The organism is Methylobacterium guangdongense (assembly GCF_038442355.1).
GTDB lineage: Bacteria > Pseudomonadota > Alphaproteobacteria > Rhizobiales > Beijerinckiaceae > Methylobacterium > Methylobacterium guangdongense.
Genome location: NZ_JBBXMX010000008.1, coordinates 232,413 through 250,536, shown reverse-complemented (window position 1 = coordinate 250,536; position 18,124 = coordinate 232,413). Strand labels below are relative to the sequence as shown.

Sequence of the window (18,124 nt, the reverse complement as noted above, 5' to 3'; positions counted from 1 at the left end):
TCACCGAACCCTTGCCTCCGTTTTAGTGAACTATAATGTTCACTGAGAGAGCAGAACGCTTCTCGCGGAGGCCACGATGACCAAGCCCACCCCCACCCCCGAGACCGAGCAGACCGCACTGGAGGCCATGCTCGATGCCCTCGTGGTGATCGTCACCGCCGAGGCCGCCGAGCTCGCTGAGCTGCCCGAGCCGGCCGTTGTCATCCCCTTCCCCACGGTCCTCTGAACCGGAGATCGCGACATGTCGTACACGCTCCTCACCCCCAAGGCCCGGGACACCGCTCTCTGCTGTGCGCGCGGCTACTACCAGGAAGGCCTCATCTGGGGTCAGAAGTCCTGGGCCGGTTCCGACCTCAAGGGTGCCGCGGCCCGCAGCGGCGGCAGCTACGCCGCGAGCCGGGAAGCCCTCGTCGCCCGCCTCCAGTCCGCCGCCCTCTACGTCGAGCGCACGAAGGGGCCCCGGGGCATCACGCTCATGGTCATCATGACCGCCGGGGAGCGGAAGCGCGCCAAGGACCGTCCCGCCGCCGAGGTCGCGTCGGGGATCATCGAGCGCGCCGAGAAGGCCCGTGAGCGGGCCGCCGTGAAGGCCGCCCGCGAAAAGGCACGCGCCGCCCGCCAGCTCGCCGAGGACCTCCCCACGCTGGACATGCTCGCCCACGCCCGCTGACCCGCCGGGGCAATGCGCCCCGGCCCTTCGCCGGACGCCTCAAGGGGCGTCCCGGCCGAGGGCCGGCCACGGCAACGACCTCGAAAGGGGATCCACCAACAGAAGGAACACGCTCGTGACGGCCATCCCGCTCTCCATGCTCCGCCCGGGGCACCACCCCGAAGCCCCGCCCGGCGTGGCCAACGTCCGCCAGATCGGCCGCGACGCCGGCCTCGACGCGCTGGCCGCGTCCATCGGGGCGCTGGGCCTGCTCCAGCCCCTCGTCGTCGTCGCCGGGCCCGGCGGCTACCGCTACGTCGTCGACGGCAACCGCCGCCTCGCCGCGATCCAGGCCCTGGTCGAGAAGGGCACGCTCCCGCCCGACACGGAGACGGACGTCGTCGAGCGGCAGGCCGCCGACGCCCGCGAAGCCGGGCTCGCCGCCAACATCACCCAGGAGGCGATGCACGAGGCCGACAAGGTCCAGGCCTTCGCGCAGCTGGCAGCCTCGGGCGCCAAGCCGAAGGAGATCGCGGGCCACTTCGGCGTCTCGGTCCCCCACGTGAAGAAGCTGCTGGCGCTCGGCGGCGTCGCGCCGGTGATCCTCGACGCCTGGCGGACCGGCAAGAACGGCGTCGGCATCCACGAGGTCCAGGCCTTCACGCTGGCCCCGTCGATCGAGGTCCAGGAGCGGGTCTTCGAGAAGCTGGCCAAGGGCGGCAGCATCTACACCTACGCGATCCGGGAGGAGCTCGGCGCCGGCAACAGCACGGCCGCCCTACTCAAGCGCGTGGGCCTGGATGCCTACAAGGCCGCCGGCGGCAAGGTCATCGCGGACCTGTTCGGCGACACCACCGCCGTCTCCGACCGGGAGCTCCTGCAGCGCCTCTCGGACGAGCGCCTGCTCGCCCGCCGGGACGAGCTGCGCGCCGACGGGTGGGGCTGGGCGGAGATCTACTCCGACCTGCCGCCGGAGTCTCGCTACTCCTGGCCCACCCTCCGCGAGGTCAGGCGCGAGCCCACCGAGGCAGAGGCTGCCCGCATGCGCGAGATCGAGGCGCTGTTGGACGCCGAGGACGACGGTGCGATGTCGGACGCGGAGATCGACGCTGCGCAGGAGGAGCACCGCACGATCGAGAAGGCACTCGTCGTCGAGCTCGGGCCCGAGGACAAGGCGCGGTCGGGGTGCATCTTGGACTAGGGATGGAAGGGCGAGATCGAGGTGCGCGAGTATGTCGTGCGCCCGGGCGAGGCGAAGCCGCCCGCACCGGCCGCCGAGGCGGATGCCCCGGCCCAGCCCGAGGCCAAGGGGCTGTCCTCGGCGCTCATCGATCGGCTCTCGGTCCAGATGACTGAGGCTGTCGGTGACGCCTTCGCGGTGTCCCCTTGGACCGCGATCGCCGCCCTGCTCGCCGGCATGACGTGCAAGAACCCGTGGCAGTCCCCGGTCCGGATCCGCAACGAGGGCATCGGGGCGGCCGAGTCCGCCGCCCGGAACAACGAGTCGTTCGAGGCCCTGTTCGCCCGCTTCGTCGCGATGCCCATGCCCGACCTGCTGTCAGCGGCGGGGAAGATCCTGGCAGGCAGCCTGGATCTCCGGACCCGGACGCCGGGCTCGGGCGCCACCGCGGGGTGTCCCGCGGACAGCCGGGCCATCCAGCTGCTCACCGGGGCCATCGAGGCCGATGTGCTCGCGGCGCGGGTGCAGGAGCGATTCGACGCCGCCGCCTTCTTCGGCTCGGCCCCCAAGACCGTCTCCATCGCGGCGATTGAGGAGGCCTGCGGGGCCGAGGCGGCGGCGCGCGCCGCCAAGCTCAAGAAGGGTCAGATCGTCGAGCTCGCCGTCGCCGAGGTGATGCCGACGGGTTGGCTGCCGGGCGAGATCCGCTGGCCGGGATACGCGGGCCCCGGGGCGGCCGCATCCCAAGAGTGAACGAAGGCGTTCACTTCACAAGGTTCAGTGATACAATCCGTTTACCCCGGGGGCACCGCTCCCGGGGTTCGCACATCAGGAGAGGCATCCATGGGCGCACGCGAGTTCACTGACGGAGACGAGCGCCTGCGTCGCATGACGCTCGTCGGGGCGGTAGGTTCCAGGGTGTACGGCCCCATGTGGCAGACCCCGCTCGCAGAGGCGATCGCGGAGGCGACTGGACGCTCGTTCGGCCGGGCCCGGGTCTCGCAGTGGTTCCAGGAGACGACCCCCAAGCCCGTGCCCATGTGGGTCATGGATCTCCTGCCCGGGATCGCCCGAGAGGGGGCGGCCCGGCTGCGCGTGGCGGCCGACGAGCTCGACGCCATGTTCCCGGAGGGAGGGGCCCCTCCCGGGGCCCAAGGCGAGCCCGAGGCCGACGGCGAGCCACCGCTCGAATCCGGACCGCCCGCGGCCGAGGCCGCCCCCGACGTCGAGTTCGACCTCGACGGCTTCATGGACCGGGTGCTGGAGGCCGGGCCCTCCGGGCCGATCGAGGGCGAGGAGGCGATGCCCGTCCCTCCGCCCGTCGAGACTATCGCGGTGTGGTCGAGCCACGTCGGGTGGTATCAATCACCGGTCCGGCGCTAGGCCTCGCCGCGCTCGGCCGCCCGGGCCCGGGCCAGCTGGATCTCCTCGGGCTCCTCGGAGACGCTGGCGAGCCGGCTGCGGATCTGGTCCAGCGTCACCGGGGCGTATGCCCAGCTGTCGACCCCGACGTCGCAGGACTGCCGGCTAGGGGGCAGCAGGTCGTGCGTGTGCCCGTAGAGCATGAGCGCCCCCCGGAACGCGCCCTTCCAGCTCCGGAAGGCGTAGTGACAGAGGATCAGGCGGCTGCCGTCCACGGACACGTCGGCGATGTCGACTGGCGGGGCGGCCCAGGGCAGGTCGAGGACGCGCCTGCGGTCGTGGTTGCCCCGCACGAGCAGCTTGCGCCCGTTGAGCGCCGCGAAGATGCCAGCGAGCTCCGACGCCTTCGCGTGCATGGAGAAGTCGCCCAGGTGCCAGACCGTGTCGCCCGGCCGGACGCGCGAGTTCCAAAGCTCGATCATCGTGCGGTTCATGTCGTCGACCGTGTCGAACGGGCGGCGGCAGACCCGACGGATGGAGTCGTCGCTGAAGTGGCTGTCGGCGGTGAACATGGTGGCCATGGCGGGGTCCTCGCCCCGCGGCCGCGCCGGGGGTCCTAGGGTTCGACGGAGGGTATGGGATTCGAACGGGGCCGGGGTTTCACGACTGCCTCCTGCGGCGTGGGCTGAGGGCGCGCCGCTCGACGACGGGCGTCCCGTCGATCGGCGGCAGCTTGATGCGGGCGATCGCCTCGGTCGCCTCCTGGAACTCGGGGCCGTCGCTGTAGAGGCCGAACGTCAGGCCCTTGCGCCGGTGGCCGACGATTGCCGAGATGAGGCCCTCGCGGACGCGGGCGCGCTCCATCTCTGTGATGAACCAACGCCGCAGGCTGTGGAAATTGGTAAGCGACCTTCTTTTGTCATCCCGCTCGTCACGGACGCCAATGTCAGAGGTATACTTGGTATACCGCTTCGAGAAATAGGCCGATCGCGCCCTGACTGAAGTATTCGGCGGCGCGGGCCATTCAGGAAAGAAGTCATCCTCGGGCAACTTGCCCTTAATTCGGCGTGCGACGATCTCCATGAGGTCTGGGTGAACTGGGACGTCCCGCTCGTCGCGCTCCTTCTTCTGAGGTTTGAACGTGAAATACCCGTCAGCGAGGCCGCCCACCTGCAGGTCGACGACGGCGTCCAGGCGAGCGCCGGTGAGCGCGGCCACCTTCACGACGTCGAGCAGCTTGTCACCCTCCAGCGGCTTGCCCATCAGGATCTTCTGCAGCTCGCCGTCGGTGTAGGGCCGCTCGTCGTCCGCCCTCGCCGTCTCGGGCCTCTCAAGACCGAGGTCGTGGAACGGGTTCTCCTTGGCGTATTCGTTTCGGACGAGCCACGACCAATAGAACTTGATGCGGCCAAAATACTTTGCCTTGCTCGCCCAAGACAGATCGCTGTGCGCGTCCATGTACTTCATGAACCGGAGCGCGGCTCGCTTGTTCACGTTCTCGATATACGGCTCGATGTCCTGTGACTCCAACCAGTCGAGAAGGATCCCGAGCGCGCGCGGCTCGTCAAGCTTGCTGCGGGCCTTGGTCTTCAGCTCCTTAACGAACTCTTCGTGATGGAAGGCGATCGGCGTATCGCCGCGCATGACGCGCTTGAACTCAGCCACCGCCTGCACGGCGTCCGGCCGCGGGATCCGCCTTTCGACGATCCCGTCAGGCGTGTGCTCGTCGACGTAGGACGCGCCCTCGTTGAGGATCTCCTCGATGCGCTCCCGGGCGCCCTGCTCCATGAAGCACTGCAGGTTCTCGTCGGATTCCTCCATCAGCCGCCGGTGCTCCAGGGCGATGTGCAGCAGCGTGTTGCGCTTGCCCCCTCGCGCCTTCCAGGCGTCCTCAATCTTCTTCTTGAACTGGGGGACGACCATGTCCCGGATCAGCTTGGCCTGCGCCTTGGACGCCGTGCCGGTCGACTTGACCAGACGGGATCCGAGCTGGTCGCGCAGCTCCCGGGGCACGCCCATGCTGACGCGCCAGAGCCCGTCGTGTACCGTCAGGTAGCCCAGTTCCTTGTCGGCCTTGCGTGGCACCGGTAGACCCTCTCCTGGGGGCGGGTTTGTAACCGGTTTGAACCGTAACACGACCCGGAATCGGGGGCGATTCCCTGGGCTTGCAATGGCTAGAATGGGTTAACCGCTCCTGGTCGTCTAAGCCCTCCGTCTCCGCCAGCTCGTTGTTCACCCCTGTTCACCCCAGCTCGAAAACGCCTTACGTTTAAGCCGCTAAGCGGCTGCGCTATTCGTCGACGTCCGCCCACGTTCGCTACGATCCGCGGCAACCGCTGGGGGTTTGGCGGACACGATGGCGCGCGCAGTCAACAAGCTCACAGTCCGCACTGTGCAAACGGCAGGTGCTGGCCGATTCGGCGACGGCGACGGCCTCTACCTCATTGTCGATCCCAGCGGAGCCCGTCGCTGGATCTTCCTCTTTCGTTGCACCGGAAAGCAGCGCGCAATGGGGCTCGGCGACTGCTCGCCGACGGGCTCAACCCGATTGATGCGCGACCAAGCAATGGGGCCCCTGCAGCCCCGACCACGACTTTCGGCGCCTTCGCGGATCAACTCGTGCCGGGACCGAACATCTAGTGGGACATCAGGCAGCAGACGGACGCCTTATCCAGCAGGTCTCGCGTGACCCCGCCGAAGAACCACTCCCGCAGGCGGCTGTAGCCGTAGGCGCCGGTCACGATCAGGTCGGCGCCGAACATACGCGTCGCGCCCCTCAGGTCATCGGCGACGGTCCAGCCGGAGGGCCCCGCCAGGTGCGCGCTGGCGCTCACGTCGTGCAGCGCGAGGTAGCGGACCACGTCCTCGACCTCGTGGCGGTCCTTACCATCGCCGACCCGGAACACCTGCACCGCCTCGGCGCGACGCAGGATGGGCATGGCATCCGACACCGCCCGACGCGTCTGTAGGGTGTTCTTCCAGCCGATGACGACGCGCTTGGCTTCCAGGTGCTCGATGCCGGCCGGGACGGTTAGGACAGGCCGCCCCAGCCCCATCAGCGCATCGCCGACGCCGACCGCCATACCGGGCGTCACGCCCTCGTCGTCGGCGGGGCGCCCCACGACGACGAGATCCGCCGCGCGGGATTGCCCTTCCAGGAACGGGGCCGGGGCGGCGACGTCGGAGCGCCATTCGACCCGGTCAATCAGGCGGGCGGCCGTGCGGAACGCCTGCTCCGCGTCGGCGAGCTTGCCGAGGGCGGCCTGACGGATCTCCTCGATGACCATCCCCATCGGCACGGCGGTCTCGCCGTACCCCCGCGGGTAATCGGGCATGCAGGCGGCGACGCCGACGAGGCGGGCCCCGAGGCGCTCCGCGAGTCCCGCGGCGAGCCGGACCCGCGCCGGGGCGTGAAGCCCGTCATCGACCGCGACCATGATGCTGGCAATGGACATCGGAGCCTCCCTCGACCCGGATCGGGCGGCCGTTACGGTGGGGCATCCGGACAGGACGGCGTTGACCTGCCTCAAGCATTCGTCCCGGGCCCGGGTAGAGGGGGAGCGCCGGCGTCACCTCCGATCCTCCTGCGCCCCGGATCACGGCGTTACCGGCACGATCAAGGTCGCCGAGGCGTCACGCTTGAGGCAGGTCAACGCGGCCCTCGGTGAGGTCGGGCACGACCCTCGGGCCTCGTCCATGGGACCGAAGCCATGTTCGTCGTCCTGGCCGCCAGCATCGTCCTCGTCATGGCCACCATCCTGTTGCTGTACGAGACCCTTCGCCTCACGTCGGAGCACCTTTCGGAGCTTCCGATGCCTCCGCGCTGGCGCATCGTCGCCGTGGTGCTGGCGGCCTTCGCAGGACACACGGCCGCGGTCTGGATCTACGCCGTCGCCTACTGGTTACTGGTCCTCAGGCTCGGGCTCGGTGCCTTCTCGGGCGTGCCCATCGAGACCTTCGAGGACTGCCTCTTCGTCTCCGTGGTCGCCTACTCCTCCTTGGGCTACGGCGACCACGCCCCGCTCGGCCATGCCCGCCTGCTCACCGGCGTCGAGGCGCTCAACGGACTCCTGCTGATCGGCTGGTCCGCCTCGTTCACCTATCTCGCCATGGAGCGCTACTGGCCCCTGCACGGGAAGGCGCACGCCCACCGCGCCGCCTCGGCCCGCCACCCGGCGGACGGGGAGCCCGGTCGCCAACCTCTTTTCCCGCCGACGGCGGGGACATGAGCGCGGGCGCCCTTGCGCTGGATCAAGGCCGGCCGGCCCGGCCGGTCCAAGGTCCGCCTCGACCGACAGGCGGAGGCGGGCGATGCGCACTTACGTGGTCACCTTTCACAAGACCGTCCCGGACGACACCGGCCACGACCACCGTGTGCTGCAACGGCAGGCGGTGGTGACCGCCTGCTCGGACATGGCGGCCATCTACGCGGCCAAGGCGATGCTGTGCGAGGCCGACGGGGTCGTCGACTGGCGGCTGCGGGCCGACACCTGCGAGGTTCGCGAACTCGGCGAGCATGCGGCCTGAGGAGGCGAGGATGAGCCATGGACCGACCGAACCCGTGCACTGGCAGGGGCGGCAATGGGCCGTCACCGGCTACGGCATCGAGGCGCTCGACGGCATGTACCACGTCCCGTTCGCCGACATCCCGGACGCCGGGACGGCGCGCCCGGATTGGCTCGACGCCCTCCTGCGGCGCTACGGCACCGGCGGCGACGACCTGTCGGCGGCCCTGGGGGTCGCGCGCATGGTCCGGGCCGGGGCGAACGCCACGGCCTCGAAGCCGGGGTCATGAGCGTCCCGTCCGCCGCGACCGGGGAGATGGACGACCCGGAGGCTCCGAGCCCCGCCGTCGGTCCCTCGAAGCCGCGCCTTCTCCGGGTGCTCGGGCCCGGGCTGATCACCGGCGCCTCCGACGACGACCCGAGCGGCATCGCCACTTACGGGCAGGCCGGCGCCCAGTTCGGCTACGGGCTGTGCTGGACCATGCTCTACACCCTGCCGCTCATGGCGGCGGTGCAGATGGTCTCGGCGAGGATCGGACGCACCACCGGCCACGGCATCGCCGGCGTGCTGCGCGAGCATTACCCGAACGGCCTGCTTCAGGGCGTGGTCATCCTGCTGCTCGCCGCCAACGTCCTGAACCTCGGGGCCGATCTCGGCGCCATGGCGGACGCCCTCGCCATGCTCCTGCCGGGCCCACGCTGGCTGTACGTGGTCCTCTTCGCCGGCGCCTGCGCCTTCATGCAGCTCGCCCTGCAGTACGCGCGCTACGTGGCCGTCCTGAAGTGGCTGACGCTGAGCCTGTTCGCCTATCTCGGGGTGGTGATCCTGGCCCGCGTCTCCTGGTGGGACCTCGGCCTGGCCATCGCCCTGCCGCGCATCGACCTCGGCGGGGGCGGCCTCACGGCTTTGGTGGCGCTCTTCGGGACGACGATCAGCCCGTACCTGTTCTTCTGGCAGGCCGCCGAAGAGGCCGAGGACCTGCACGCCTTCCCGCGCCGACGCGATCTCCTGCACGCGCCCGAGCAAGGCGGGCACGCCCTGCACAGGATCGAGGTCGACACGCTCGTGGGCATGACCTTCTCGAACGTGGTGGCGCTTGCCATCATGGTCACCACGGCGGCCGTCCTGCACGCGAACGGCGTCACCGACATCCAGACATCCGCCCAGGCCGCGGAGGCGCTCCGCCCCCTCGCCGGCCCGTTCTCGGCGAGCGTCTTCGCGCTCGGCATCATCGGCACCGGGCTGCTGGCGGTCCCGGTGCTCGCGGGCTCGGCGGCCTACGCGGTCGGGGAGGCCCGACGCTGGCCGGTGGGCTTCGGCCGGCGCCTGCTGGAGGCGCGCGCCTTCTACGGCACCGTCGCGCTCGCGACCCTGGTCGGCATGGCCGTCAGCCTCGGCGCGGTCGATCCGATCCGGGCCCTCTACTGGAGCGCGGTCGTCAACGGGGTCATCGCGGTCCCGGTCATGGCCGTGATGATGCTGGCGGCGGCACGGGCCGACGTCATGGGCGCCTTCGCGGTGCGCGGGTGGCTCAAGATGCTCGGCTGGGTCGCCACGGCCTGCATGTCGCTCGCGGTCCTCGCCATGCTGGCGACCGCTGCGCTTCCCTTGATCTAGCGCAACGCGGTCCGGCGGACCGCCTCCATCCTCGCCCCGGCAACCGGAAGCGGGAAACGGGCGGTGCACAAGGAACCGGTCACAAGGCCGGTCGTGCGGGTCGCGGAGCCCCAGGCGCTGCCGGGGATGTGGCTGGAGGACGTCCTCACCGACGCCGGCTGCGCGGTCAGCGGCCCCTACGGCACGTGCGCGGAGGCGTCCGAGACCCTGGACGAGGCTCCGCCCGACTACGCGGTGATCAGCACCGATCCGAACCGGGGGCCCGGCTTCCCGCTCGCCTGTGCGTTGCGCCGCCAGGGCATCCCCTTCGCGCCGATCGCGGGCGACGCGAGCGTGCCGAGCGCCTTCTCGGACGTGCCGACGTTCGACCGCCCGTTCGATGCGCGGGACGTCGTCGCCGCCGTGACCGCCCGCTGCCCGGCCCGGATCGACCGACGGGCCTGCCCGATGGCCGCACGGATCGCGGCGGGCGAGGACGTTGCGCTGGATCAATGCCCCCCAGCCTGCCGGTCCTAGCCTCCGTCGAGGCCAGCGACGGCCCAGCCCTGATCGAGGAGACGAGCGATGGGCGACAAGCAGATCCGCCAGAACATCATCGACGAGCTTGCGTTCGACCCGAGCATCGACGCCGCCCATGTCGGCGTCTCCGTGGAGAACGGCATCGCCACCCTGACCGGTCATGTCGGTAGCTACACGGAACGCGTCGCCGCCGAGAAGGCCGCCCAGAAGGTGCGCGGCGTGCGCGGGGTGGTCGAGGAGATCAAGGTGCGCTTCGCCGGCGAGACGCCGCCGCGCGACGAGGACTTGGCGCGCCGCGCCGTGCAGATGCTCGACTGGTCGGTGACCGTGCCGCGGAACGCCGTGCAGGTGAAGGTCCAGGATGGCTGGGTGACGCTGTCCGGCAAGCTGGGCTGGCAATACCAGAAGGAAGAGGCCTACCGGGCGATCCGGCGGCTCGCGGGCGTGGCGGGCATCGTGAACGCCATCGAGGTGACGCCGAAGGCGAGCGTTCCCGACGTGCGCGCGAAGATCATGGCGGCGCTCAAGCGCAGCGCCGAGCTCGAGGCGGACGCGATCAAGGTGACGGTCAAGGACGGCAAGGTCGTCCTGGAGGGCAAGGTGAACGCCTGCCGCGAGCGCCGGATCGCCGAGAACGCCGCGTGGTCGGCCCCGGGCGTGCGCGCCGTCGAGGACCACCTCACGCTGGCCTGAGCGCGTTGCGGCCGGGCCGTAAGCTCCGTTCGACCGGTAGGCCCGGCCCGACCTCGTTACCAACCAGCCTGGAGACATCCATGTCCTACAAGAGCGTCATGGTGGCGGTCGACCTCGGCGACCATGCGCGGGATCGCGTCCGGCTGGCCGCGCATATCGCCGACGATTTGCAGGCCCGCCTGATCGGCGTCGCGGCGGAGATGCCGGCCTACGACGGGGCGCCTTCCGGCCCGATTGCGGGTAGCGGATACTGCATCGCTTCTGTCCAGGAGGACGTCCTGAACGACCTCCGGCTGGCGCACGAGACGTTCAAGGAGGCCGTCGGAAGCCGGAGCCGGGTCGAATGGCGCTCCGCCCTGGACTTCCCGTCGGCGTTCCTCGGGAGGCAGTCGGCCGCCGGCGACTTGCTGGTCACAGGGCGTGGCGACGACGGCAGCCCGCTCATGTCCGTCGACCCCGGTGACGCCTTGATGCGGCTCGGCATGCCGGTGCTGATCGTTCCGCCTGGGGTCGACCATCTCGAAGCCCGGCGGGTCGCGGTGGCGTGGAAGAACACCCGCGAGGCGCGCCGCGCCGTCCGTGATGCGTTGCCGCTCTTGAAGCGGGCTTCCGGCGTCGTGCTGATCTCGGTCGACGACGGGACGGAAGCGGACGACGCGCGGGACGTCATCGGCCTGTTGCAGTCACACGACGTCCACGCCACGGCGGTCCATAGACATGCCTATGGTGCCTCGACCGCGGAGGCGTTGGTCGAGGCGGCGTCCGAGCAAGCGGCGGACCTGATCGTCGCCGGTGGCTACGGGCATGGCCGACTTCGGGAATGGGCCTTCGGAGGTGTCACCCGCGATTTGCTCGCCGGCTGTCCCGTTTGCTGCCTGATGAGCCACTGATGCCCATCGTCGCGACCGCAGCCTTCACGGCCTGACACGTCAGTGGGCCATGAGCACCGGAATGCGCGCCTTTTCGTCGACGTGGCGGGTGACGCCGCCGAGCAGCAACTCGCGCACGCGGCTGTGGGTGTAGGCCCCCAGAGCCGACATCGAGGCGCATCGCCGCTCCGTCTCGGCCAGAACGGCCGCACCGACAGAGGAGCCGTCCCCGACGTCGAGGGTGACCGCCTCCACCGCGATGCCGTGCCAGCGCAGGTCGCCGCACAGGTCCGCCGCCCGTGCTTCCTCGAAGCGCTCGGACCGCGCGTGGACCACGGTGACCCCGGCCGCTTCGTGTAGGAGCGTAATCGACTGCCCGATCAGGCGCGTCGCCTCCAGGCTGCCGTTCCAGGCGATCATGACGTGGTCCAGCAGGTCGTGCGGGACGGTCTCGGCGACCATCAGCGTCGGGCGCCCCCCCCGAGAACAGCGCCGTGTCGAGCGCCCGCCCGGTGAACGGACGCGCCGGGTCGGGCCGGTCGACGATGACGTTATGCTGACGCGGCCCGCCAGGGTCAGGAGCGGCTCGACCTCGCGACAGTTCGGTCCAGGTCGCGAAGGTGGCGTCCAGCCGCCCGCCCGACGTCCCGACTGCTACCCCCTCGCGGGCGCACCACGTGCGCAAGGCCGCCTCGGCTTCGGCCGCGGACTCCCGCACGCCTCGCTCAATGGCTTCGATTGTGGCGCAGTCCATCGGCACGAGGCCCGCCATCCCGGCGAGCACGTGCTCCGGACCCGGCGCCTTGAGGCTGACGCCGATATGCGCGTGCAGCCGCCGGCCCAGTCGCAGGGCAGCATCAAGCCGCCGGGTTGGCGTCGATGCCCGGGGCGGTGGGGACGAGGAGGCAGCGCAGGAACATCGGGATCTCCTCGCTCAGCGCTCGAGGCTCTTGAGGTAGGCGATCAGGGCCTCGGCCTGGTCCGGGTCGAACCGGAACTCCGGCATGCTCGGATGGCCCGTGCGGATGCCCTCCGCGAGAGCCTCGCCGAGGTCCTCGACGGGGTAGCGCGTGTGCAACTCGCGGAAGGGCGGCGCTACCCGCAGGGGGCTCGCGCCGGCCCGGCCGACGGCGTGGCAGCGAGCGCAGTTGGTCCGGGCGAGCGTCTCGCCCTGCTTGACCTGCCGGTCCCAGGCCGTGGCGACCTGGGCGGGAAGAAGGATGGCGAGCAGCGCCAGAGCGGCCGCCGGAAGGATGGTTGCCGAGCGCATCAATGGCTCATCAGGCAGCAGACGGGCGTCGTCGTCAGGACGTCGCGGGTGGCGCCCCCGAAGACCCACTCGCGCAGGCGGCTGTGCCCGTAGGCGCCCATCACGACCAGGTCGGCATCCTCGCGCCGGGCGAACCGAAGGATCTCGTCCGCGGCGCCGATCTCGGGCCTGTGCAGCAGGTGCGTCGTGACGGTGACGCCATGGCCGGAGAGGTAGGCGGTGACGTCCTCGGCGCCCTCGTCGTCAGCCCCGGGGCCCACGACCGCCACGTGGACCTCGTCGGCCCGGGTCAGGAACGGCAATGCGTCGTGGACGGCCCGGCGCGCCTCGCGCGTGTCCTTCCAGGCGACGACGACCCGCTTCGCCGCGAGGCTCTCCACGCCCGGCGGCGCGATCAGGACCGGACGCCCGACCTCCATCAGGAGTGCCCCGGCCGGCACGCCCATCGGGCCCGGGTCGCCGTCCGAGGGGCCGTGCCGTCCGACGACGACGATGTCCGCGGCCCGTGCCTGTGCGGCGAGGTAGGCCAAAGGGCTGGTCGGCGCCGAGCGCCAGTCCGTCCTGTGCGCCGCCCCGGCCTCGCGCTCGAACAGGGCCTTGGCCGCCGCCAGCTGCTCGTCCGCCAGGCGCTCCTCGATGGCCCAGACGCGCTCGACCTCGATCATATCGCCGACCGGCATGGGAGCCAGGACCGGGCGCGCCGCGACACCGATCAGCGTGGCCTCGAAACGCTCGGCGAGGCCTGCCGCCAGTTGGACACGGTCCGCCGCCGCGGCCCCGAGGTCGACCGAGACCATGATGTTGGAGATCTTCATGACCGTCTCCCGCCGCCGGACATCCGGCTCCCTTCGGGTAGCCTGGGCCCGGTCCGTGGCGCCGGCCTTGATCCATCTCAAGGGACAGGACTGGCCCGAGGCCGGCCTCAGCAGCCGAGGGTCAGGCGGTCGTCGACGGCCCGGACCCCCGGGGCCGACCACGCGGCACGCTCGGCGAGTTCGCGCTCGCGCCAGACATCGACGCACCCGTCGAGGGTGACTGTGTCGCCCTCGACGTGGACGCGGATCGTGTCCGGGTCCCGGGCGCTGCGCCGCAGGGCCGCGAGGATCCTGTCCTTCACCTCGGCGGCCCGTGCCGGCGGCTTCACCGCGATGAGGTTGACGATGTCGGTGACGCCGGCCAGCCGCCGCAGCGCCTTATCGACGGCCGCCTTCTGGTGGTAGTACGGCACGCATCCCTGCAGCGTGACGCAGCCCGTCTCGACCTTGAGCGTGACCGAGTCCCGGGGGACGCGCGTGTCCCACTCGATGACCCGGGCGCAGCGTTCGGCCAGGGCCTCGTCGGCGACGGCCGGGTCGCCAGGGTAACGGACCGTGATCCGCTCGACCACGCCGCGTACGCCTCGGACCCGGAGCGTGACGCGCTCGGCGATGCCCTTCTCGGCGTAGTTGCGGACATGCCCGGTCAGCGTCACGATGCCGTTCTCGACCGTGACGCCGATCTGGGCCGCGTCGATCATCGGGGCGTACTCCAACTCGTCGAGCACGTGCCGGTGCACGGTGATGTCGTCCATCGCCGGTCTCCCTGGTTCGGTGGGTCTCAAAGGGCGAGCCAGAGCAGCGCCGGCGTCACCGCCGACGCCGCAATGGCCAGGGCCAGGGCCTGGAGGCTGCCGATGCTCTTGTAGCGATAGCCATCGGCGACGACCCGTTGGCCCGCATCGTTCCGCGGCGCCAGCCCGACCGGTACCCGCACGCGGCGCACCGTCCGGATGTAGGTGGTTCGAAGCACCAGGGTCATCGTCCGCTCCCGTCTTGCCTGACGGAGCCCATCCTGCCGGCCATCGCCGGGCGCGCCTTGATCCACCTCAACGCCGCCGTTCCGGCCCCGCGGCACCGTCGACGCCGGGATGAACACCCCCGGGAGGCCGGCCTGGATGCGACGCACGGGACGAGGGAGCGCCACGAAGGCGGACATCAGGGCGACCAAGGCGCGCCGACGTTCGTGCCAGGACCGCTCGGACCTGACAGCCTCCGGCGGATCGACGCCTGCCGGCGGGCCGCGAACGCCCTGTCGGTCGGCCAGATCTCCCTCAGGGCGAACCCGCTCCTGCGCGAGCCGCCGAAAGCCGAGCACGTCAAGCCGCGGCTCCTCGGCCACTGGGGCACGACGCCCGGCCTCAGCTTCATCGACGCGCACTTGAACCGGATCATCCTTCAGCGCGACCTCGACATGATCGCGGTCTGGGGGCCGGGTCACGGCGCGCCGGGGCTCGTGGCGAATGCATACCTGGAGGGCACCTGCAGCGAGATCGATCCCGGCGTCGCCCGGGACCTCGACGGCATGGCGCGTCTGTTCCGGCAGTTCTCATTTCCCGGGGTCATCCCGAGCCACGCCTCGCCGGAGCTGCCGGGCTCCATCCACCAGGGCGGCGAGCTCGGCTAGCCCCGACCGAGGCCGCCGTCCGGATGCTCCGGGCCGCGCGCCAGCGTCAGGGTCACGCGAAACATCGCGGCCGGGGCAGCGGCATCGGTCCCGCGCATCTCCACGGACATGAAGGTCCTCCTCAACTCAGGGCGACGATGCGGTCCTCGACGGCGCGGACGCCCGGCACCGACCAGGCCGCGCGCTCGGCGGCGTCGCGCTCCGTCCAGGCCGACACCGCCCCCTCCAGCGTGACCTTGTCGCCCGAGACGGTGACCTTGATCCCGTCCGCCTCGAACATGACGCTGCGCCTGAACGCCTCCAGAATCTTGTCCTTGACGGCATCCGGGCGGGCCTCGGGCCGGACCTCGATGTGGTTCGTCACCCCGTGCACACCGGTGAGCTTGCGGACCGCCGCCTCGGCGCCCGCCGACTGGTACTGCCAGTGAACCGCGCCGGTGAGCGTGACCCAGCCACCGGCGACCGTCACCTGGATGGCCCGCTTCGGGAGGTGGACGGACCAGTCGATGATGGCCAGCGCCCGCGCGGCGATCTGGTCGTCGGCGACCTGCTTCGCGTCCGCGTATCGGACCTGGATCTCCTGGGCGATGGCGCGCACGCCCCGGACGCGGCGCACGGCGCGCTCGGCCTCGACCTTCTCGGCGTAGCTGCCGACGTGGCCGGTGAGCGTCACGACGCCGTCCGAGACGGCGACGCCGATGTCGCCCGCGTCGAGGCTGGGGTCGAAGTCGAGTTCGTCGAGAACGTCGCGGCGCAGGTCCTTGTCGGTCATGGCGCTTCTCCTCATGGCGTCTCTCCCGTTTTTGACGGGCGGCGTGGCGGGCTGCGGCCGGGTGATCCTGCCCGGCCTAGGCGGAGGAGCCTTGATCCAGCGCAACACCCACGCGCCGCTCGGCCCGCGCCACGGCGGCGCAGCGCTCCATCTCCGTCCGCAGGTGCGGAAGCGTCGCCCCGATGCCCGCGGCCGCCAGGTCCGATTGGAGCCGCGCGATCACCGCCTCGTCGTCGGCCACGACGGCACAATCCGTGAAGGCGGTGACGTACGCTTCGGCCGCCGGTCCGCTCAGGGCCATCCGTTCGCAGGCCCAGGTGGCCAGCAGCCGGTTGCGCCTGTTGCGGGCGTGGAAGCGCGCCTCCTCCTCCAGGACGAAACGTTGCTCGTAGGCCCGCTCGCGCGCGTCGAATGTCGTGGCCATGGTCTCCTCCCCGATATCGGCTTGGGTGGTGTTCAATCCTCGACAACGCGTCGGAGCCGGGCGCGGCGGAGGCTGACCTGACGTCCGCCCGCGCGCAGAAGCGCCCCGTCCTCCTCCAGTTGCGAGAAGGTCCGCGACACGGTCTCGATGGTGAGGCCGAGGTGATCCGCGATGTCGCGGCGGGTCATCGGCAGCGCGAAGGTGCCGGTGCCGCCGAGACGCTCGTCCACCTCCATCAGGAAGGTCGCGACGCGCTCCACCGCCGAACGCCGACCGAGCAGCAGCATGTGGTCCTGGGCGTAGCGAAGGCCGCTCGCCGCCAAGGCCCAGAGCTGGCAGGCCACCTCGGCGCTGCGGGTCGCGGCGCGTTCGATCCCGCGACGCTTGAAGATCAGCACCTGGGTGTCCGACAGGGCGTCGGCCGTGTGCCGGTGCCTCTCGCCCTGCTCCAGGCCGAACAGGTCGCCGGGCAGGTGGAAGCCGGTGATCTGGCGTCGGCCGTCGTTCAGGACCTTGTGGGTGCGCACCGCGCCGCGGACGACCTTGTAGACGAACTCGGCGTCCTCGCCCTCGCCGTAAATCTCTTCCTCGCGGTCGTAGGCGAACGGGGTGCCGATGAGCTCGGGACAGCCGGCGAAGAGGGCGATCCCGGGCTTGCCGCCGACGGTGACGCTCGCAGTCGCGGGCGCGGTCGCGGGCGAAGGCGAGGTCGGGGACTGGGTGATCTCGGCGGCCATCGCATCTCTCCTCGTCCGACATCGGATGGCGGGAGATTGCCGGGGCCGGGCGTCCTGAAAAATTCCGGTCGGTCGCTTAAGGAGGTCCGCGTAAGGGCAATTACGTATGCGTGCTCGGCGATCAGGGGGGCGCGACCGTCACGAGGCCCCATGGCTGTATGGGGTCGTGCAGCACGAAGACGCCGTTGCGGCCCGCGGCCAGCGAGCACAGGGCCGTGGCAAGCCCGTACGCGACGACGCCCAGAACCAGCGTCACGGCGTCGGCGCGACGCCGAAGGGCGTGTATGGCGAGGCAGCCGGCGGTGAACGTCGAAGCGAGGAGGATCGCCGAGGGGTCGGGAGACATGGCGCCGCTCCGGTGGCGATGGGTCGGACGATTCCGGGAGGGGCCGCGCCCGGCGGATGGACCGGGGCGGCTCCTCCGGCGAGGGACGGCGCCTCACACCGAGCGGGCCCGGGGCGACACGAAGTGCCGCCGGAGTTCGAAGGCGGCCCGGCCCGGATCATGCCGACGGTTGGCGGTGTTCACGCGTGCAGCCCACCGCGGGACTTCGCGGGCGCGGCGGCTTACGCGGAACGGCCCAGGGCCCACGTTGAGGGGACCGCGTGCGCCTTCCCCGTTCCGGCTGGTATCCAGGCTGTTACAGAGGCCACCGGGCAACCTTGATCTGACGCAATTCCAAGGGGTCCGCTCCGGCGCTCCCGCTCAGGCTCGGGGGACCGAAACACCATCGGCTTCCCGGCGAGCAGGCCGAGGAGCACGTCGAACGCGAGCGGCTTATCGATCACGGGAATGCCCGCGGTTCTGGCCCGCGTCCGGATGCCCGGGTCGGGATGGCCGGTGATCAGCACGACCGGAACCTGCGCGTCGAGGCTGCGCAGACGGCCGAACACCTCAAGGCCGTCCATCCCCGCCATGACCTGGTCGATCAACACGAAGGCCGGGCGCGGGCCGGGAAAGGCTGCCAGCAACGCGCTCCCATCGGCGAAGGTCCTGACGCGGTGACCTTCGCACTCGATCAGGAAGCGCGTGGAGTGCAGGACGGCCGGGTCGTCGTCCACGACGTAGATCAGGCTCTGAGGG

26 protein-coding genes and 1 pseudogene are annotated in these 18,124 nt (G+C 70.8%); 14 read left to right on the top strand and 13 right to left on the bottom strand.

Annotated elements, in window-relative coordinates; all coding sequences use genetic code 11:
• Positions 1 to 76: 76 nt before the first annotated feature.
• The 5 genes from AAHG09_RS17415 (at position 77) to AAHG09_RS17395 (ending at position 3,212) form a co-directional block, all read left to right on the top strand.
• Positions 77 to 226: a hypothetical protein gene (locus AAHG09_RS17415; protein WP_342108710.1), complete on the top strand. Its 150-nt coding sequence runs from the start codon at positions 77 to 79 to the stop codon at positions 224 to 226.
• 15 nt (positions 227 to 241) lie between these two features.
• Complete coding sequence (locus AAHG09_RS17410) at positions 242 to 670, top strand: hypothetical protein (RefSeq protein WP_342108709.1); 429 nt, start codon at positions 242 to 244, stop codon at positions 668 to 670.
• 115 nt (positions 671 to 785) lie between these two features.
• A complete protein-coding gene (locus AAHG09_RS17405) occupies positions 786 to 1,850 on the top strand; it encodes a ParB/RepB/Spo0J family partition protein (protein WP_342108708.1) in 1,065 nt (354 codons plus the stop codon).
• Between the two features lie 21 nt (positions 1,851 to 1,871).
• On the top strand, positions 1,872 to 2,582 hold the full coding sequence (locus AAHG09_RS17400; protein ID WP_342108707.1) for a hypothetical protein: 711 nt from the start codon (positions 1,872 to 1,874) through the stop codon (positions 2,580 to 2,582).
• Positions 2,583 to 2,672: 90 nt separating this feature from the next.
• Entirely contained in the window at positions 2,673 to 3,212 is a 540-nt protein-coding gene (locus AAHG09_RS17395) for a hypothetical protein (protein ID WP_342108706.1), read from the top strand.
• On the opposite strand, the gene AAHG09_RS17390 is transcribed toward AAHG09_RS17395, so the two are convergent.
• Both AAHG09_RS17390 and AAHG09_RS17385 read right to left on the bottom strand, forming a co-directional pair.
• Positions 3,209 to 3,772: a metallophosphoesterase family protein gene (locus AAHG09_RS17390; protein WP_342108705.1), complete on the bottom strand. Its 564-nt coding sequence runs from the start codon at positions 3,770 to 3,772 to the stop codon at positions 3,209 to 3,211. The two genes, AAHG09_RS17395 and AAHG09_RS17390, sit on opposite strands and share 4 nt — an antisense overlap.
• Before the next feature lie 79 nt (positions 3,773 to 3,851).
• Entirely contained in the window at positions 3,852 to 5,276 is a 1,425-nt protein-coding gene (locus AAHG09_RS17385) for a tyrosine-type recombinase/integrase (RefSeq protein ID WP_342108704.1), read from the bottom strand.
• Positions 5,277 to 5,547: 271 nt separating this feature from the next.
• On the opposite strand from AAHG09_RS17385, the gene AAHG09_RS17380 reads away from it, so the two are divergent.
• Positions 5,548 to 5,880, top strand: coding sequence for an Arm DNA-binding domain-containing protein (locus AAHG09_RS17380; RefSeq protein ID WP_342108703.1), 333 nt, complete (start codon positions 5,548 to 5,550; stop codon positions 5,878 to 5,880).
• On the opposite strand, the gene AAHG09_RS17375 is transcribed toward AAHG09_RS17380, so the two are convergent.
• A complete protein-coding gene (locus tag AAHG09_RS17375) occupies positions 5,828 to 6,646 on the bottom strand; it encodes a universal stress protein (RefSeq protein WP_342108702.1) in 819 nt (272 codons plus the stop codon). The two genes, AAHG09_RS17380 and AAHG09_RS17375, sit on opposite strands and share 53 nt — an antisense overlap.
• 255 nt (positions 6,647 to 6,901) lie before the next feature.
• On the opposite strand from AAHG09_RS17375, the gene AAHG09_RS17370 reads away from it, so the two are divergent.
• The 7 genes from AAHG09_RS17370 to AAHG09_RS17340 all read left to right on the top strand — a co-directional run bounded on the left by AAHG09_RS17370 (position 6,902) and on the right by AAHG09_RS17340 (position 11,416).
• Positions 6,902 to 7,420 (top strand): ion channel, encoded by a 519-nt coding sequence (locus AAHG09_RS17370; RefSeq protein ID WP_342108701.1) that lies wholly within the window; start codon positions 6,902 to 6,904, stop codon positions 7,418 to 7,420.
• Positions 7,421 to 7,502: 82 nt separating this feature from the next.
• A complete protein-coding gene (locus AAHG09_RS17365; RefSeq protein ID WP_342108700.1) occupies positions 7,503 to 7,718 on the top strand; it encodes a hypothetical protein in 216 nt (71 codons plus the stop codon).
• Positions 7,719 to 7,728: 10 nt separating this feature from the next.
• Entirely contained in the window at positions 7,729 to 7,986 is a 258-nt protein-coding gene (locus AAHG09_RS17360) for a hypothetical protein (protein WP_342108699.1), read from the top strand.
• Positions 7,983 to 9,314: an NRAMP family divalent metal transporter gene (locus AAHG09_RS17355; RefSeq protein WP_342108698.1), complete on the top strand. Its 1,332-nt coding sequence runs from the start codon at positions 7,983 to 7,985 to the stop codon at positions 9,312 to 9,314. The genes AAHG09_RS17360 and AAHG09_RS17355 overlap by 4 nt, the downstream gene beginning before the upstream one ends.
• A 126-nt stretch (positions 9,315 to 9,440) precedes the next feature.
• Positions 9,441 to 9,830 (top strand): response regulator, encoded by a 390-nt coding sequence (locus AAHG09_RS17350; RefSeq protein ID WP_342108745.1) that lies wholly within the window; start codon positions 9,441 to 9,443, stop codon positions 9,828 to 9,830.
• A gap of 48 nt (positions 9,831 to 9,878) precedes the next feature.
• Positions 9,879 to 10,526 (top strand): BON domain-containing protein, encoded by a 648-nt coding sequence (locus AAHG09_RS17345; protein WP_342108697.1) that lies wholly within the window; start codon positions 9,879 to 9,881, stop codon positions 10,524 to 10,526.
• 80 nt (positions 10,527 to 10,606) lie between these two features.
• Positions 10,607 to 11,416: a universal stress protein gene (locus AAHG09_RS17340; protein WP_342108696.1), complete on the top strand. Its 810-nt coding sequence runs from the start codon at positions 10,607 to 10,609 to the stop codon at positions 11,414 to 11,416.
• A gap of 39 nt (positions 11,417 to 11,455) precedes the next feature.
• Here AAHG09_RS17340 and AAHG09_RS17335 read toward each other — a convergent pair whose 3' ends face one another.
• From AAHG09_RS17335 to AAHG09_RS17315, 5 genes are all read right to left on the bottom strand, one after another.
• Positions 11,456 to 11,857, bottom strand: a complete 402-nt coding sequence (locus tag AAHG09_RS17335) for a universal stress protein (RefSeq protein WP_342108695.1) — start codon at positions 11,855 to 11,857, stop codon at positions 11,456 to 11,458.
• 472 nt (positions 11,858 to 12,329) lie between these two features.
• The gene (locus AAHG09_RS17330; RefSeq protein ID WP_342108694.1) at positions 12,330 to 12,665 is read right to left on the bottom strand and encodes a c-type cytochrome; all 336 of its coding nucleotides are present in this window, start codon (positions 12,663 to 12,665) and stop codon (positions 12,330 to 12,332) included.
• Positions 12,665 to 13,480: a universal stress protein gene (locus tag AAHG09_RS17325; RefSeq protein ID WP_342108693.1), complete on the bottom strand. Its 816-nt coding sequence runs from the start codon at positions 13,478 to 13,480 to the stop codon at positions 12,665 to 12,667. The genes AAHG09_RS17330 and AAHG09_RS17325 overlap by 1 nt, the downstream gene beginning before the upstream one ends.
• Positions 13,481 to 13,587: 107 nt before the next feature.
• A complete protein-coding gene (locus tag AAHG09_RS17320) occupies positions 13,588 to 14,235 on the bottom strand; it encodes a BON domain-containing protein (RefSeq protein ID WP_342108692.1) in 648 nt (215 codons plus the stop codon).
• A 26-nt stretch (positions 14,236 to 14,261) separates the two neighbouring features.
• On the bottom strand, positions 14,262 to 14,462 hold the full coding sequence (locus AAHG09_RS17315) for a hypothetical protein (protein ID WP_342108691.1): 201 nt from the start codon (positions 14,460 to 14,462) through the stop codon (positions 14,262 to 14,264).
• A gap of 132 nt (positions 14,463 to 14,594) precedes the next feature.
• On the opposite strand from AAHG09_RS17315, the pseudogene AAHG09_RS17310 reads away from it, so the two are divergent.
• A pseudogene (locus AAHG09_RS17310) lies at positions 14,595 to 15,104 on the top strand (phosphoketolase family protein); the annotation flags it as partial.
• 124 nt (positions 15,105 to 15,228) lie between these two features.
• Here the strand turns inward: AAHG09_RS17310 and AAHG09_RS17305 are convergent.
• The 5 genes from AAHG09_RS17305 to AAHG09_RS17285 form a co-directional block, all read right to left on the bottom strand.
• Entirely contained in the window at positions 15,229 to 15,879 is a 651-nt protein-coding gene (locus tag AAHG09_RS17305; RefSeq protein ID WP_342108690.1) for a BON domain-containing protein, read from the bottom strand.
• Between the two features lie 76 nt (positions 15,880 to 15,955).
• Complete coding sequence (locus AAHG09_RS17300; protein WP_342108689.1) at positions 15,956 to 16,303, bottom strand: DUF1476 domain-containing protein; 348 nt, start codon at positions 16,301 to 16,303, stop codon at positions 15,956 to 15,958.
• A 32-nt stretch (positions 16,304 to 16,335) separates the two neighbouring features.
• A complete protein-coding gene (locus AAHG09_RS17295; protein WP_342108688.1) occupies positions 16,336 to 17,040 on the bottom strand; it encodes a helix-turn-helix domain-containing protein in 705 nt (234 codons plus the stop codon).
• A gap of 121 nt (positions 17,041 to 17,161) precedes the next feature.
• The gene (locus tag AAHG09_RS17290; protein ID WP_342108687.1) at positions 17,162 to 17,386 is read right to left on the bottom strand and encodes a hypothetical protein; all 225 of its coding nucleotides are present in this window, start codon (positions 17,384 to 17,386) and stop codon (positions 17,162 to 17,164) included.
• A 221-nt stretch (positions 17,387 to 17,607) separates the two neighbouring features.
• Positions 17,608 to 18,102 carry a response regulator transcription factor gene (locus AAHG09_RS17285; protein ID WP_342108686.1) on the bottom strand — a complete coding sequence of 165 codons (495 nt, stop codon included), beginning with the start codon at positions 18,100 to 18,102 and terminating at the stop codon, positions 17,608 to 17,610.
• Between the last annotated feature and the right edge of the window lie 22 nt (positions 18,103 to 18,124).

Bases quoted from the DNA above. Each gene is read 5' to 3' on its own strand.
- AAHG09_RS17415 (WP_342108710.1), top strand. From the start codon at position 77: ATGACCAAGCCCACCCCCACCCCCGAGACCGAGCAGACCGCACTGGAG.
- AAHG09_RS17410 (WP_342108709.1), top strand. From the start codon at position 242: ATGTCGTACACGCTCCTCACCCCCAAGGCCCGGGACACCGCTCTCTGC.
- AAHG09_RS17395 (WP_342108706.1), top strand. From the start codon at position 2,673: ATGGGCGCACGCGAGTTCACTGACGGAGACGAGCGCCTGCGTCGCATG.
- AAHG09_RS17390 (WP_342108705.1), bottom strand. From the start codon at position 3,772: ATGGCCACCATGTTCACCGCCGACAGCCACTTCAGCGACGACTCCATC.
- AAHG09_RS17380 (WP_342108703.1), top strand. From the start codon at position 5,548: ATGGCGCGCGCAGTCAACAAGCTCACAGTCCGCACTGTGCAAACGGCA.
- AAHG09_RS17375 (WP_342108702.1), bottom strand. From the start codon at position 6,646: ATGTCCATTGCCAGCATCATGGTCGCGGTCGATGACGGGCTTCACGCC.
- AAHG09_RS17370 (WP_342108701.1), top strand. From the start codon at position 6,902: ATGTTCGTCGTCCTGGCCGCCAGCATCGTCCTCGTCATGGCCACCATC.
- AAHG09_RS17365 (WP_342108700.1), top strand. From the start codon at position 7,503: ATGCGCACTTACGTGGTCACCTTTCACAAGACCGTCCCGGACGACACC.
- AAHG09_RS17360 (WP_342108699.1), top strand. From the start codon at position 7,729: ATGAGCCATGGACCGACCGAACCCGTGCACTGGCAGGGGCGGCAATGG.
- AAHG09_RS17355 (WP_342108698.1), top strand. From the start codon at position 7,983: ATGAGCGTCCCGTCCGCCGCGACCGGGGAGATGGACGACCCGGAGGCT.
- AAHG09_RS17350 (WP_342108745.1), top strand. From the start codon at position 9,441: ATGTGGCTGGAGGACGTCCTCACCGACGCCGGCTGCGCGGTCAGCGGC.
- AAHG09_RS17345 (WP_342108697.1), top strand. From the start codon at position 9,879: ATGGGCGACAAGCAGATCCGCCAGAACATCATCGACGAGCTTGCGTTC.
- AAHG09_RS17340 (WP_342108696.1), top strand. From the start codon at position 10,607: ATGTCCTACAAGAGCGTCATGGTGGCGGTCGACCTCGGCGACCATGCG.
- AAHG09_RS17335 (WP_342108695.1), bottom strand. From the start codon at position 11,857: ATGGTCGCCGAGACCGTCCCGCACGACCTGCTGGACCACGTCATGATC.
- AAHG09_RS17330 (WP_342108694.1), bottom strand. From the start codon at position 12,665: ATGCGCTCGGCAACCATCCTTCCGGCGGCCGCTCTGGCGCTGCTCGCC.
- AAHG09_RS17325 (WP_342108693.1), bottom strand. From the start codon at position 13,480: ATGAAGATCTCCAACATCATGGTCTCGGTCGACCTCGGGGCCGCGGCG.
- AAHG09_RS17320 (WP_342108692.1), bottom strand. From the start codon at position 14,235: ATGGACGACATCACCGTGCACCGGCACGTGCTCGACGAGTTGGAGTAC.
- AAHG09_RS17315 (WP_342108691.1), bottom strand. From the start codon at position 14,462: ATGACCCTGGTGCTTCGAACCACCTACATCCGGACGGTGCGCCGCGTG.
- AAHG09_RS17305 (WP_342108690.1), bottom strand. From the start codon at position 15,879: ATGACCGACAAGGACCTGCGCCGCGACGTTCTCGACGAACTCGACTTC.
- AAHG09_RS17300 (WP_342108689.1), bottom strand. From the start codon at position 16,303: ATGGCCACGACATTCGACGCGCGCGAGCGGGCCTACGAGCAACGTTTC.
- AAHG09_RS17295 (WP_342108688.1), bottom strand. From the start codon at position 17,040: ATGGCCGCCGAGATCACCCAGTCCCCGACCTCGCCTTCGCCCGCGACC.
- AAHG09_RS17290 (WP_342108687.1), bottom strand. From the start codon at position 17,386: ATGTCTCCCGACCCCTCGGCGATCCTCCTCGCTTCGACGTTCACCGCC.